General features: G+C 47.3%; 14 protein-coding genes. All 14 read left to right on the top strand.

Annotated elements, in window-relative coordinates:
- The first annotated feature begins 136 nt into the window (after nucleotides 1-136).
- On the top strand, nucleotides 137-1204 hold the full coding sequence (locus tag U5R06_00440) for an APC family permease (GenBank protein MDZ7721313.1): 1068 nt from the start codon (nucleotides 137-139) through the stop codon (nucleotides 1202-1204).
- A gap of 14 nt (nucleotides 1205-1218) precedes the next feature.
- Nucleotides 1219-1995: a PTS sugar transporter subunit IIA gene (locus U5R06_00435; protein ID MDZ7721312.1), complete on the top strand. Its 777-nt coding sequence runs from the start codon at nucleotides 1219-1221 to the stop codon at nucleotides 1993-1995.
- A 111-nt stretch (nucleotides 1996-2106) separates the two neighbouring features.
- Complete coding sequence (locus tag U5R06_00430; GenBank protein ID MDZ7721311.1) at nucleotides 2107-2991, top strand: sulfotransferase; 885 nt, start codon at nucleotides 2107-2109, stop codon at nucleotides 2989-2991.
- Between the two features lie 75 nt (nucleotides 2992-3066).
- Nucleotides 3067-3408, top strand: coding sequence for a sulfatase-like hydrolase/transferase (locus U5R06_00425; GenBank protein ID MDZ7721310.1), 342 nt, complete (start codon nucleotides 3067-3069; stop codon nucleotides 3406-3408).
- On the top strand, nucleotides 3405-3593 hold the full coding sequence (locus U5R06_00420) for a hypothetical protein (protein ID MDZ7721309.1): 189 nt from the start codon (nucleotides 3405-3407) through the stop codon (nucleotides 3591-3593). Before U5R06_00425 ends, U5R06_00420 begins: the two co-directional genes overlap by 4 nt.
- Before the next feature lie 12 nt (nucleotides 3594-3605).
- A complete protein-coding gene (locus tag U5R06_00415; GenBank protein MDZ7721308.1) occupies nucleotides 3606-4142 on the top strand; it encodes a hypothetical protein in 537 nt (178 codons plus the stop codon).
- Between the two features lie 347 nt (nucleotides 4143-4489).
- Nucleotides 4490-4789, top strand: coding sequence for a LacI family DNA-binding transcriptional regulator (locus U5R06_00410; GenBank protein ID MDZ7721307.1), 300 nt, complete (start codon nucleotides 4490-4492; stop codon nucleotides 4787-4789).
- The gene (locus U5R06_00405; protein MDZ7721306.1) at nucleotides 4770-5540 is read left to right on the top strand and encodes a substrate-binding domain-containing protein; all 771 of its coding nucleotides are present in this window, start codon (nucleotides 4770-4772) and stop codon (nucleotides 5538-5540) included. Before U5R06_00410 ends, U5R06_00405 begins: the two co-directional genes overlap by 20 nt.
- Nucleotides 5537-6439: a glycyl-radical enzyme activating protein gene (locus tag U5R06_00400; protein ID MDZ7721305.1), complete on the top strand. Its 903-nt coding sequence runs from the start codon at nucleotides 5537-5539 to the stop codon at nucleotides 6437-6439. The genes U5R06_00405 and U5R06_00400 overlap by 4 nt, the downstream gene beginning before the upstream one ends.
- A 108-nt stretch (nucleotides 6440-6547) precedes the next feature.
- Nucleotides 6548-6703, top strand: a complete 156-nt coding sequence (locus U5R06_00395; GenBank protein ID MDZ7721304.1) for a hypothetical protein — start codon at nucleotides 6548-6550, stop codon at nucleotides 6701-6703.
- Between the two features lie 19 nt (nucleotides 6704-6722).
- Nucleotides 6723-8804: a pyruvate formate lyase family protein gene (locus tag U5R06_00390; protein ID MDZ7721303.1), complete on the top strand. Its 2082-nt coding sequence runs from the start codon at nucleotides 6723-6725 to the stop codon at nucleotides 8802-8804.
- Between the two features lie 134 nt (nucleotides 8805-8938).
- Nucleotides 8939-10492 (top strand): Fic family protein, encoded by a 1554-nt coding sequence (locus U5R06_00385; GenBank protein MDZ7721302.1) that lies wholly within the window; start codon nucleotides 8939-8941, stop codon nucleotides 10490-10492.
- Between the two features lie 79 nt (nucleotides 10493-10571).
- Entirely contained in the window at nucleotides 10572-11849 is a 1278-nt protein-coding gene (locus U5R06_00380; GenBank protein MDZ7721301.1) for a 4Fe-4S binding protein, read from the top strand.
- 125 nt (nucleotides 11850-11974) lie between these two features.
- Nucleotides 11975-13366, top strand: a complete 1392-nt coding sequence (locus tag U5R06_00375) for an IS1380 family transposase (protein ID MDZ7721300.1) — start codon at nucleotides 11975-11977, stop codon at nucleotides 13364-13366.
- Nucleotides 13367-13569 lie beyond the last annotated feature (203 nt).

Genomic DNA, 13569 nt, shown 5'->3' with positions numbered 1-13569 from the left:
CATTTTCCTTTGCCTTGCGTCAGAGGTACATGTTTAAGCATTTTTTTAGGTATGATGATCAAAACTCTTGTTCAGTCTCTGAATATTTTTCATACACTTATTTTTAGACACTGAACCTCGCACTGTATACATGATTATGAACCTGAAAAAACAAATATCCACGTTTGATATATTCTGTATCGCTTCCGGCGTCATGATCAGCTCGGGAATCTTTATTTTACCCGGAATTGCCTTTGAAAAAGCCGGTCCGGCTGTGTTTCTGTCCTATGCGATTGCCGGTCTTGCCGCGTTGATCGGAGTTTTAAGCATTATTGAACTCAGCACCGCCATGCCCAAACCGGGCGGCGATTATTTTTTCGTCACCCGAAGTTTTGGGCCGGTAGTCGGCATGATCATCGGATTGTTCAGCTGGTTCTCCCTGTCCCTGAAAACAGCTTTTGCCATTTTCGGAATAGCAGAGATATTGTTTTCGATCACCGGATTCAGTCTGATCTTGTCTGCGATCGCGGTGACGGCTTTCTTCACCCTGCTCAATATACGGGGTGTCGACACGGCTGTTAAATTTGAAGTTATCATTGTCATTGGGCTGCTGTTTATTATTCTCACCTACATCATTGCCGGATTCAACCAGATCGACATTAACCGCTTTACGCATTTTGCACCGAATGGTTCCGGCTCCATCTTTCTGACCGCCGGCTTTGTCTTTGTCTCATTCGGCGGTTTGCTGAAAATTGCCAGTCTGAGCGGAGAAGTGAAAAATCCCAAAAAATCGATCCCGCACGGTGTCATTTCATCCATTGTTGTGGTCACCGGATTGTATGTTTTGCTGCTGATTGTGGTGGTCGGCACCTCAAATCCGGTTGGTCTGGTGCGTTCTTTGACACCTGTGGCGGATTCGGCAAAGACATTCCTGGGAACAGGCGGTTATATCATGATCTCTGTAGCTGCGGCGCTGGCGTTCATTTCAACAGCCAACGCCGGGATCATGGCGGCATCCCGATATCCCGTGGCTCTCAGCCATGACAAGCTGCTGCCGCCAACCTTTGCCTCGGTGCATAAAACATACAAAACACCGATATTATCCATTATCTTGACCGCACTCTTTATCACCGGCTCCTTTTTTCTCACCTTGGAACTGCTGGTCAAAATCGCATCTTCGATCATATCTTTTCCTATATACTCACCAATATCTCGGTTATTGTGATCCGGGAAAGTCAATTGCAGAACTATCAGCCTACTTTTAAAGTGCCGTTTTACCCCTATGTCCAGATCTTTTCCATCCTGTTGTTCAGCTTTTTGATATTCAAAGTGGGCGTGGCTGCAGTTGAAAGTTTGGCCCTTATCATTGCCGTGAGCCTGTTAATTTATCTGCTTTACGGCAGAAAAAAATATCAGAGTGAGTACGCACTGATCTATTTGATCGAAAGGATTGTGAATCGTAAAATATCTTCTGCCAATCTGGAAACCGAACTGAAAGAAATCCTGCAGAAACGCGACAATATTGTCACAGACCGATTCCATCATTTGGTTGAAGACAGTACATTTATCGATCTGGAAAGACCGATGAACCGTAAAGATCTTTTTCAACTCATGGCTAAACAGTTTTCCGGAGACCTCGGATTAAAACCGGTTGAGCTGCTGAATTACCTTGAGGAACGTGAAAAAGAATCCAGTACGGCGCTGACCCCGTTTCTGGCCGTTCCGCATATCATTATTGAAGGAAATCATGTTTTCAAAATGTTTGTCATGCGCGCCAGGAAGGGTGTGCGTTATTCCGATCCGTATGATTCGGTGAAAGCGGTTTTTGTTCTGATCGGTTCAAAAGACGAACGCCAGTTTCATCTGCAGGCCTTGTCCGCCATTGCACAGATTACCTGGAATAAAAATTTTGAAAAACAATGGCTGCAGGCAAAAAGCACGCAAAATCTCAAGGATATTTGTTTATTGAGCCAGAGAAAACGCGACCATTTGCACGAAAAAAAGGATGTAAATTGAGGATATCAGTACATACTATAGTACGGTCTGTTTTATCCTGCATCTATAACACTTTTTTTTACCCGTGGTCAGTAACAGTTTAAACACAGCCAAAGACAGGAAAACAGTCAAATGTCCGACAAAACACTCAAGATCCGGTTAACGGGACATTTCTACCGCTCGATTCGCGAGATCGATACATTGTTTTTAAAAGCCGAGCTGGTTCCGGAACAGGACTGGAGCAATATCAACAAGGTCTTTATCGTTTCCACCGGCCGAACCGGCACTATGTTTTTTGCAAAATTTTTCAATCTGTTTCCCGCGGTGCAGTCCCTGCATGAACCGTGTCCCGATTTTCTAGATCTGGCCCTGGATTATGCGCAGGGACGGGTGTCATTTGAAAGCGCGGCTCGCGAAATCGAAAAGCACCGCAGAGTGCGCTGCCGGGAACACAAACGGCGAAACCTCGATCTCTATATCGAGTCCAATAACCGTTATTTTTCACTGCTCAAACCTTTACGGCATGTTTTCCCCGATGCAAAGATCATCTATATCGTTCGCGACGGACGCGATTACGTGCGTTCGGGTATCAGTCGGATCTGGTACAAGACAACCGACACCTCTCCCCGTCTGCGTGCCGATATGTTTCCATCCGATCCTTATTACGCACAATGGGATCAGATGGACCGGTTCGCCAAAATCGCCTGGCGATGGCAGAAAAAAGACGGCTTCATTCACAGAGATTTCCAGGATCTGGACAACACCCTCAAAGTCAAATTTGAAGATATTTTTCATGATCCGGAGCGAAAAGGTCTGTACGAGATCACTCGGTTCATCGGGATTACCGATGAACAGACTCGCCATTATCTGAACAAAATGGGCAACCGCAAGGTCAATACAAAATCGCAAAAAGCCATTCCCAGATGGTCCGACTGGGATGATCACATGAAACGCGTATTTGATGAAATCGCAGCGGACCATATGAGGCTGCATTACGATTACAAGGGAATGACATAACCCGAGTAGACGGCTCCGGAATTGGAATAATACAACACTTTGTTTTTTATTCGGGAAAAAGGAAAACAGCATACCATGTCTCATTACATTTCGCGCCGGCAATTTATCAAATCATCCATCGCAGGAACCGCTGCATTATCGGCCGCCTGCCGGACGGACAGCCGTCAGCCGAATATCCTGTTCATATTCTCCGATCAGCAGCACTGGCAAACCATGCAGCATGTCAATTCGTTTTTCAGGACGCCGCATCTGACCGAACTCTCCCGCCACAGCGTGCGTTTTCGTCAGGCGATTTGCACCACACCGCAGTGTTCTCCGAGCCGTTCGTCCATGCTGACCGGTTATTATCCGCATAAAACCGGTGTCATGGGAAATACAATCTGTATCAGCCGACAGATGAGGAACTCTACGATTTGAACAATGATCCTCATGAACTGGTGAATCTGGCCGGGGATAAAAGTTACAGGGATAAACGCGATGCATTGCGCAAACAACTGGAACAATGGATCAAACGTAACCATGATCCGTTTTTTTCTCTACAGGCGACGGACCGTCGCAGGGAAAAAATTGACATAATTTGCAGGCATGCAAAAGGCTTTTGATATAGAGTCACGATGGCTATTCATAATGAAATTCCACAATATTTAAATCAACTTAAAGTCGAATTAAAAGCGACGAAAAGGGTTCGGCTAAAAGAAATTGTTGATTATGAAACCCGCCTGGAACCCAATCCAGAGATGCACGTGTCCGAAGGCACCTTTTATCCCACCACCCGGGACCGCCAGCAGATTATCATCAAAGAACCGGTGTACGCAGAGGTGGAAAAAACGGTCCCGGACGAGGAGCGCCGGACAAAAGCCGCAGAAAAGCTGTCCCGGCTTGTTCTGGAGGACGAACAATGGATTGACTTTGCAGACCGGCACATGACGGACGATGCGGTGTTCACACCCTACTGGAAACACATTTACCGCAACACAAATGACAGGAAAACGCGCAAAACCGCGGCGCGCAAACTGGGGTACGATCCACTGTCGATTGTACTCAAAGCGATCTATTTACTGGGAATCCTGCTGATTGGACTGGCCGTTCTGGCGTTCAGCGCGGCCTGGATTTGGGTTTTGGTTTGGGTGTTTAGAGTTGTTTTTCTGTGAAAGAGTGGACGGGGATTGGTGAGCTTGCAATAGTAGATAGAAAAAAGTAGGTAGTAAACAGTAAACAGGGGGGAAATATTTATTATCAAATTCTCTGCGAGCTTTGCTTCTTTGCGTGAGATGCAAAATGACCGGACAGTCACACCTGCAATACCAGGAGCGGTTGAATACAAAATAATGCAGAGCATGACCCAGTACATTTCATTGTCGTTCAATGCCGGCATGCGCCCCCGGCCCGGAGGCCAAAGGGCGAGAAAGACTGATAAATGTTCACGTGTGCATGAATCCCTTGACATTTTCACCGGAAAAACTTAAATTCTAACAACCAAAGTTCACGTGTGCATTCTATGTCGATAACCATCAAACAAATCGCCGAGCTCACCGGGGTGTCGCATACCACGGTATCCCGGGCCCTGAACGACGATCCGCGCATTCGTCCCGAGACCAAACACAGAATCCGCCGGATTGCCGAGCAGCACCACTATGTCCCGAATATCAATGCGCGCGGCTTTTCGCGCGGCAAAACCGCCACCCTGGGCGTGCTGGTGAATTATCTCGGCGATCCGTTCATCTGCGAAATTCTGCAGGGCATCGAGGATGTAGCGCAGCAGCACGACTATATCGATCATGTTCGGCGATTCACGTGAAAATTCGCAGCGCGAAGCCCGCTACCTGCTGAAATACATGCAGCACCGGGTGGACGGACTGATTGTGTATCCGGCCCTGGACCAAGGATTCGACGACAATATCCAACAGCTTTTGAATTACAAAATCCCCTTTGTGCTCATTGACAAATACTCGCAACAGTATACAACCGACTCTGTGGTCTGTGATGATGTGTACGGCGGATATACCGCCACGCGGCATTTAATTGAACAGGGACACCGCTGCATCGCCTATATCACCGGTCCCTCCTGTACCCCTTTGAACAATCGCCGCAAAGGTTATGAACAGGCCCTGAAAGAGGCGGGAATCCCGTTGCGACAGGACATCATCATCCGGGGCGATTATGACACGCTCAACGATCAATACAACTGTGCCGAACCGGCATTGGACCTGCTGAAGAGCAGCGATCCGCCCACCGCGTTTTTTCTAAGCACGGACGGCTTTTTCCCGGGGCTCTACCATGCGCTGCACGAGGCAAAATATGCAATCCCGGATCAGGTTGCCATTGTCGGATTCGGCGATGTGCACAATATTTCTTTTATGGATATACCCCTGACCACTATGGCGTATCCGAAACGTCAGGTAGGAACCGCGGCGGCGCAGCTGCTGTTTGAAAAAATAAACGGCACGCGGCCATTGAACGAAAACAAACAGATCCTGAAACGCCCTGAACTGATTATCCGCAATACCTGCGGCGCTGCAAAACAATCAACCCCAAACGGTGAACGATGAAAACAGGCATGATATTCGACATACAAAAGTTTGCACTGCACGACGGTCCCGGAATCCGCACGGCCGTATTTCTCAAAGGCTGTCCCCTGAAATGCGTCTGGTGCTGCAATCCGGAATCCCGATCCCCGGAACCGCAGCTGGGCTATGACGCCGGGGCGTGCCGGCAGTGCTTTAGCTGTACGCCGGTCTGTGAACCCGGCGCTCTGCGCCGGGACGGCGATCATCTAAAAGTCCGGCATGAACAGTGTACCGCCTGCGGAGCCTGTATCCGCGAGTGTCCGCAGGGCGCTCTGAACCTCTACGGATACCGCGCGCATGTGGACGACATTATGCACAGCGTGCTCAGGGACCGTGATTATTACAACAATTCCGGCGGCGGCATCACCCTTTCCGGCGGCGATCCGCTGTACCAGTTCGAGTTTACCCGGGAACTGCTCAATGCCGCCGGACGCGAGGGTCTGAACACCTGCCTGGAGACCGCCGGCTATGCGCCCCGGGACCAGATTGCCGCTCTCCTGCCGCTGGTGGATCATTTTTTATACGATTACAAACTCACAGATAACCATTTGCATGACAGGTACACCGGCGTCTCTAATCAAATCATACTGGAAAATCTAAGTTTTCTGGCTGCCAACAATGCCGATCTGGTGCTGCGCTGCATCATGGTGCCGGGCATCAATGACACCGATGATCATTTTCAGGCCATTGCGGATCTGTCGCAAACACACACATGCATTCGCAAGGTCGAAATTATGCCGTATCACGATTACGGCCGCAAAAAATATCATATGACCGGCAGCCATTATCCATTGGATGCGCAAAGCGTATCCAAAGCTAAAGCCCGCGAATGGGTCAATCAACTCCAGTCTCTGGGCTGTAAAAACGTAAACATCGGTTAAAACCCGAACAAACCATTGAACCGCCGTACGTTTCTGGACCGAACCGCAAAATATTGTCTTTTTTCAGCCGCTGCACCATTTGCTGTCAACAAAGCGAGGGCCTATACCATGTATGAAAATTCTCTAACCCCCAACGATAAAGTGAACCTGTATACACAATTTACCCGTACGTATCAATCCTTTTCCCGACATGATATCGAGCAGCGTGAAGCCGAATGTCTGAATATACAATGGAAAGCCATCGGTCTGCGATATACAGGATGACGATCTGTTTGCCGGGCGCATGACCTTTCCCGAGATCGGCTTTTCCCCTCAGCCCCCGGAAGGCAAATTCGGTTATTATATGCTGGACCATGCCCTGCAGGATCTGCTGAATGATCCGGAGCTGAGCGCGCAAAACCGGCGTACTCTAATGAATTTGATGCATTACTGGAAAACCGAAAACAGCATCGCTCAATGCAAAGCGGCTTATCCGGCGGACATGAAAACCATTCTGCCCAGCGACGACTATTTCGGTGAATCCGGGATCGCCTTTACCCTGTGGCGCATGTCCGGTTCGCAGCTCAATTACAGCAAACTGATCCGACTCGGTATTCCCGGATTAAAAGCGGAAATCGAGGAAAAGAAACAGAGCGCCCCGGCAAAATCCGTCAAACTCTACACCGCCATGCTCAAAGCCCTCGATGTTCTGGCCGATGTGTTTGTTTACTATGCGGACATGTGCGAAACGCAGCGGCGCAACAGCTCCAACCCAAAACGACAACAGCAGCTTTCAGACATGGGTACCGGTCTGCGCAATTTGTCGCAGCAAAAACCCGGGAATTTCCGCGAGGGACTGCAGATGATGTTCATGTACAATATCCTTTCCGGATCCCTGAACTACAGCCGGTTCGATCATGACCTGGGTGATTTATACGTCCAGGATATTGACAGCGGCGCCCGGACCCGGGAAGAGGCGCTCGAACTCTTGACCGGTCTCTGGCGCATGATGGTGGACCGCGGCTCGCGCTATGACCAGCGTATGATCATCGGCGGACGCGGACGTGAACATGAGAAAAAAGCCGACCGTCTGGCTCTGGCGGTCATGGAAACCTCGCGGCGCGTGCGCGATATCGTGCCGCAACTGGCGCTGCGCTTTTACGACGGACAAAATCCGCAGCTCTATCAGACCGCTCTGGACATTCTGGCCGAGGGCTATACCTATCCCATGCTTTACAATGACGATGTCAATATCCCGGCGGCCATGCAGGCGTTTGATATTCCCTATGAAGAAGCGGTACATGTCATCCAGTTCGGCTGCGGCGAGTATGTGCTGGACCATCGCAGTTTCGGCACCCCCAGCGCCGTGATCAACATGCTGCAGGCGCTGCTGGTGACCCTGCACAAAGGCATCGATCCCGTGACCGGACAACGCATGGGCCTGCCTGCTGAACGTTTGACAACATACAATGATTTTGCAGCGTTTGACGATCTGTACAATGCTTACAAAGAACAGATCGAATATCACGTCGATCAGCTGGCGCGGCATGAGGAGCTGGAATACGTTTATGCCGCCAAAGACGCTCCGTTTCTGTATTTTTCCATGCTGTTTGACGACTGTATTGAGCGTGGCAAACCCGTATTTGACGGCGGCATCCGCTATCTGGGCGGCACGCTGGAATCCTACGGCAACACCAATACATCGGATGCGCTGGTGGCACTGCGCGAGCTGGTGTATGATAGTAAATTATTTACCCTGGATCAGGTGCGCAACATGCTGCTGAAGAACTTTGAGGGCTATGAAAGAGAACGGCGTATGATGCTAAACTGCCCCAAATACGGCAATGACAACGACACGGCGGATGATATGCTGATGGATATAGACAATCACATCTGCAATTATACCCGGCAGCAGAAAAAAAACACCGGTCTGCATTCCTATCTGATCGTCATCATCAACAACGATGCCAATGTGGTGCTGGGACAAAACACCGCGGCTTCGCCGGACGGTCGCCGGAGCAAAGATTATCTCAACAACGGCAATACCCCCATGAGCGGCATGGACCAGAACGGGGTCACGGCATTTTTAAACTCGATTGTCAAAGCGCCCACAGACAACCACGCCGGTGCGGTGCAGAATATGAAATTCTCAAAGGACATGCTGACCACCTATCGGGATAAACTAAAAATCCTGTTGCAGACCTACTGGCAAAAGGGCGGCGCCCAGGCCATGCTCACTGTGATCTCGCGCGAGGATCTGGAAAACGCCATGCAGCATCCGGAAAACTATCAAAACCTGATCGTGCGGGTCGGCGGATTTGCCGAGCGCTTTGTCAATCTGCCGCCGGAGACCCAGCGCGAGATATTGGCCCGGACGCTTTATTAATTGTCCTATCACTGCCGATTGCAGATCAAAGACAGCGTTCGTTTTTCAGAAATACGTAAAATAACGGGCGTTTTTCAGAAATTGCGTGCATTTTTCAGAATAATCCATTATTTTGGGTAGAAAAACAGACCTGAATGAACTGGAAAATCAACCGAACTATGAACATCTCGGTAAGAACAACCTCTTTTCACGGCCGAATCCTTCCCGAATCGGGCACCATAGTGGGGTATGCCGCCATTATTGATCGCCTCGAGTTGCCGGTTCCGTTACCGCATACGATATTTCTGATCAGTGATAAGCACAGATCATATGTTCAAAACGGCTGGACTGTAAAGAGCTCACAATACAAGCCCCAAGAGTCCCTGCATAAACATCTGGTTTTTGCTCTAAAATATGAAGGGATAAATCTCCTTTTCTTTAAAAAATGTTTCAGTAAATTATCAGAACAAGAAGCACAGGAACTGGTGCAGACCGAATCAACCGGACAATACAGCCGGAAACTCTGGTTCCTTTATGAATGGTTAATGGACAAACAACTGCCCGTTACTGATGCTGATATCAATATCAAGTATGTACCCTTGGTGAATGAAAAGCAGCAATATGCACACAACGCGGGGATTCGTTCCAGTCGTCATCGCATTCTAAATAATCTGCCGGGAACCCGTAATTTTTGTCCGCTCGTCAATAAAACGGATAAACTGGAACATTATATCAATAAACATTTATCTGATCAACAAAGCAAAAACCTGAAAAACATACACAAGGATATCCTGCAGCGTACCTCTGCATTTTTAATGCTCAAAGACTCGAAGGCTTCTTTTACGATTGAAGGTGAAAGTCCCAAAAGCAGACGTGCGGCGCGCTGGGGAAGAGCGATTGGACAAGCCGGCAGCAAACCACTGAATCAGGAGGAACTGCTCAGACTGCAGCAGCTGGTGATTGAAGATTCGAGATTTGTCAACATGGGATTTCGCAAACAAGGCGGATTTGTGGGAGAGCATGACCGTTTAACAGGCGAACCATTACCGGACCACATTTCCGCAAAATGGCAGGACCTGGAGACATTAATCTCGGGACTTGTTGAAACCAGTAACGTATTGGAACAGACAGATTTCGACGCGGTTATTGCTGCGGCCATGGTGTCGTTCGGATTTGTCTTTATCCATCCGTTTGAGGACGGAAACGGGCGGCTGCATCGATACCTCATTCACCACATTCTGGCACGCAAAGGATTTACCAAACACGGCATCATTTTTCCGGTTTCTGCGTCTATTCTGGATCATATTGATCAATATCGGACTGTGCTGGAAACCTATTCACTGTCCCTGCTTGATTTTATAGATTGGGAAATAACACCGAATCATAACGTCAACGTTTTAAATGATACCATAGATTATTACCGCTATTTTGACGCAACCCCGCAAGCTGAATTTCTCTATGATTGTGTATATGATACCATAGAAAACATCATACCAAAAGAAATACAGTATCTGCAACAATACGACAAGTTCAAAAATCTTTTAAATGAAGAATTTGACATGCCCGACAAAACCATAGCATTATTGGTGCGTTTTCTGGAACAGAATAATGGCACTCTATCCAAACGGGCCCGGGAAAAAGAATTTTCTGCCTTGACTGCAGACGAAATACAAAAAATTAAAGAATGGTATAAAAATTCTTTTGATTAAATCACCTGGTTTTAACAAAAGAGCCGTCTATTTAATATATATTTGTGAATAAAATCTGACACGCAAAACAGGTACTCCCATGGCCCATCACAACCTCAAATCCGTGTATAGCGACCTGAGTAAACGTCTAAACCGCTTTCCACAGGGCGCACCGCCGTCGGAGCGGCTGTTCGATATTCTAAAAATCCTGTTCAGTGAAAAAGAAGCGGAACTTGTTTCTCTGCTTCCCATCAAACCATTCACCGTCAGCAAAGCGGCGCGTATCTGGAAAATGGACGAGGCCCGTGCGCAAACCGTACTCGACGAACTGGCCTCGCGCGCCATTCTCGTGGACATGCCTCAGAACGGTGAGACGCAGTACGTGCTGCCGCCGCCTATGGCCGGATTTTTCGAATTTTCCATGATGCGCGTGCGCGGCGACATTGATCAAAAAGTGCTCAGCGAACTGTTTTACGAGTACATGAACGTGGAAGAGGAGTTTATCAAAAACCTGTTCACCGACGGCGAAACCCAGCTGGGCCGCACATTTGTCAATGAACAGGCATTATCCGCAGAAAACGCACTGCATGTCCTGGATTACGAACGCGCCAGCGAGGTGATCAAGACCGCCAGTCATCGGGGGATCAGTCTCTGCTACTGCCGCCACAAAATGGAGCATATGGGACGCGATTGCTCCGCGGAAAAAGACATCTGCATGACGTTTAACAGCTCAGCTGACTCGCTGATTCGACACGGACACGCACGCGAGGTGGATGTGAGCGAGGGTCTGGATCTGCTGCAGAAAGCGCAGGATCAGAATCTGGTGCAGTTTGGTGAAAATGTCAGAAACAGCGTCAATTTTATCTGCAACTGCTGCGGCTGCTGCTGCGAAGCCATGATCGCCGCCCGCCGGTTTGCCATTTTGAATCCCGTGCATACAACCAATTTCCTGCCGGACATTGACAGCGACTCTTGTAATGGATGCGGCAAATGTGTCAACGTTTGTCCGGTGGAAGCTGTATCCCTGGTCTCGGCGAATGATCCGAAAAAGCCCAACCGTAAAAAAGCGCATCTGAATGTGGATATTTGTCTGGGCTGCGGTCTCTGTGTACGCGCCTGTCCGAATCAAAGCATTCAGCTGAAATCGCGTGAAACGCGGGTGATCACGCCCATGGACGGCGCCCACCGGGTGGTGGTCATGGCCATTGAACGCGGCAAACTGCAGAATCTGATTTTCGACAATCAGGTACTAAAAAGCCACCGCGCCCTGGCAGCGGTGTTTGGCGTGATTCTGAAACTGCCGCCCGTGAAACAGGTCCTGGCCAGCCAGCAGGTCAAGTCCAGATATCTGGAAGCGTTGATAAGTCATTACAATTGACTATTACCTAAATTGAGCGGTTTTTAAAAAAATAAAAAACCTTTTGGGTTTATAATAGTTTGTTATTATTTTAGTTGTGTAACCAATAAAAAGAATAACAACAAAACCCAAAAGGTAGCCATAATATGCAGAAAAAAACCGATACAACGCAACCTAAAATATCAAAAATTGAGATCACAAAAGATAAAATTAGCGGTCGTGGTGGTCTGTTGTTTTTTCTTAGATATATTGACCAAATTCGATTCTATTCTCTATTTGAAAACGTTTTTAGCTTTTTAAAAGGCTCTTCTAAAGGACTGGGATACCGTCAGTTTGTCAAACAGCTTTTTGCGTGGTTTATTGATGGTACGGATATGTCAATCTGTTCTTTTGATCGTCGAAAAAACGATGAAGCCTATGCTGCAGTGCTCGAAAATCGCCCGGAACAAATGGCAACATCCCATCAAATCAAAAGGATGTTTCGCAAGTTCAGTTTTGTTGGGCAAATGATATTTCGGTCTCTTTTGTTGGAGATGTTTATTTGGCGACTTATTATTGAACAACCCAAAGAAGTTATTCTTTTTGGTGACAGCGTAGTTTTCGACAATGACGGCGCTAAAAAGCGTGAAGGCTCAAATGTGACCTATAAAAATAAAAAAGGATTCCAGCCTATGCAAATTAGTTGGGGGCCTTATGTTGTTGATGCGCTGTTCCGAGCCGGAGATGTTCATTGTAATCATGGCAGCGACTTTATAAAGTCAGTGGGGCGTCTGGTCAAAGCTATTCGACGTCGCTATAAAGATGTTCCAATCATTCTGCTAACAGACAGTGGTTTTATGGATGACCAGAACTTTCGGTTCTTTGAACAACGCCTTGGTATTCATTATGTTTGTGCCGGGAAAATATATAACGATATTAAACAATATGTTAACAATCTTAGTTATGATGCTTTTCGTTCTTATAGACAGACATGGACTTTTGTCGAATTTGCTAATCGCCTCAAATCATGGAAGACATTTCGCCGTTGTATTTTTACCTCGCAGAAAGCTGAGGAAAATGGTCAACTCTTATTTGATTTTGCACAACCGGATTCAGTAATCTATACCAATATAGGCCGAAACAGTGAGCTGGATGAAAAACTAATCAATGCTGGTAGTGGCAATTATCTCAAGGCCGAAAAGATTATCGAGTTAAACCACAGTCGAGGTAGAGCTGAATTAGTACACCGATCACAGAAAGAATTTGCTGGAAGAGAACAGTTACCATTTAAGCGTTTCGGTATGAATAGAGTTTTTTACTATTTGATGATCATTAGCCATTTTCTTTTTGAAGCATATAAAAGGGACATCCCCTGTGAAGCAGTGCCAGTTACCGCTTACCCCAATACCTTTCGTCGGATCATGATTGATTTTGCAGCCAAAATTGTGACAACAGGCGGAAAAATTATACTAAGGGTAACACAGACAGTCTATGATTCCCTGAAGATTTTAAAATTATGGTCATTCATTGAGGAGTATGAACCCGCATTTGTGACGTAAAACATAATAAAAATTAATCGTATTAAAGAGCTAAACAATGGGAGAAGTATGCCGTTACACTGATAATTCTCTGACTTTAATGAAAAATCAGTTCAAAAAGCAAGGTTGATTGCGTAATAAGAAGTTATTTCAGATGAAAACAAATAGAAAAAGACGGCACCGGCAACATTTTGCGCCGGTTTTATTTGGTGCCCTTATAAATC

Source organism: candidate division KSB1 bacterium (assembly GCA_034521575.1).
Lineage (GTDB): Bacteria > Zhuqueibacterota > Zhuqueibacteria > Residuimicrobiales > Krinioviventaceae > JAXHMJ01.
This window is presented reverse-complemented; position numbering and strand designations above follow the sequence as displayed.

What these genes read in the sequence shown, in the direction of transcription:
- U5R06_00410 (MDZ7721307.1), top strand. Translation starts at nt 4,490, where the DNA reads ATGTCGATAACCATCAAACAAATCGCCGAGCTCACCGGGGTGTCGCAT.
- U5R06_00390 (MDZ7721303.1), top strand. Translation starts at nt 6,723, where the DNA reads ATGACCTTTCCCGAGATCGGCTTTTCCCCTCAGCCCCCGGAAGGCAAA.
- U5R06_00380 (MDZ7721301.1), top strand. Translation starts at nt 10,572, where the DNA reads ATGGCCCATCACAACCTCAAATCCGTGTATAGCGACCTGAGTAAACGT.
- U5R06_00415 (MDZ7721308.1), top strand. Translation starts at nt 3,606, where the DNA reads ATGGCTATTCATAATGAAATTCCACAATATTTAAATCAACTTAAAGTC.
- U5R06_00425 (MDZ7721310.1), top strand. Translation starts at nt 3,067, where the DNA reads ATGTCTCATTACATTTCGCGCCGGCAATTTATCAAATCATCCATCGCA.
- U5R06_00400 (MDZ7721305.1), top strand. Translation starts at nt 5,537, where the DNA reads ATGAAAACAGGCATGATATTCGACATACAAAAGTTTGCACTGCACGAC.
- U5R06_00440 (MDZ7721313.1), top strand. Translation starts at nt 137, where the DNA reads ATGAACCTGAAAAAACAAATATCCACGTTTGATATATTCTGTATCGCT.
- U5R06_00385 (MDZ7721302.1), top strand. Translation starts at nt 8,939, where the DNA reads ATGAACTGGAAAATCAACCGAACTATGAACATCTCGGTAAGAACAACC.
- U5R06_00405 (MDZ7721306.1), top strand. Translation starts at nt 4,770, where the DNA reads ATGTTCGGCGATTCACGTGAAAATTCGCAGCGCGAAGCCCGCTACCTG.
- U5R06_00430 (MDZ7721311.1), top strand. Translation starts at nt 2,107, where the DNA reads ATGTCCGACAAAACACTCAAGATCCGGTTAACGGGACATTTCTACCGC.
- U5R06_00395 (MDZ7721304.1), top strand. Translation starts at nt 6,548, where the DNA reads ATGTATGAAAATTCTCTAACCCCCAACGATAAAGTGAACCTGTATACA.
- U5R06_00375 (MDZ7721300.1), top strand. Translation starts at nt 11,975, where the DNA reads ATGCAGAAAAAAACCGATACAACGCAACCTAAAATATCAAAAATTGAG.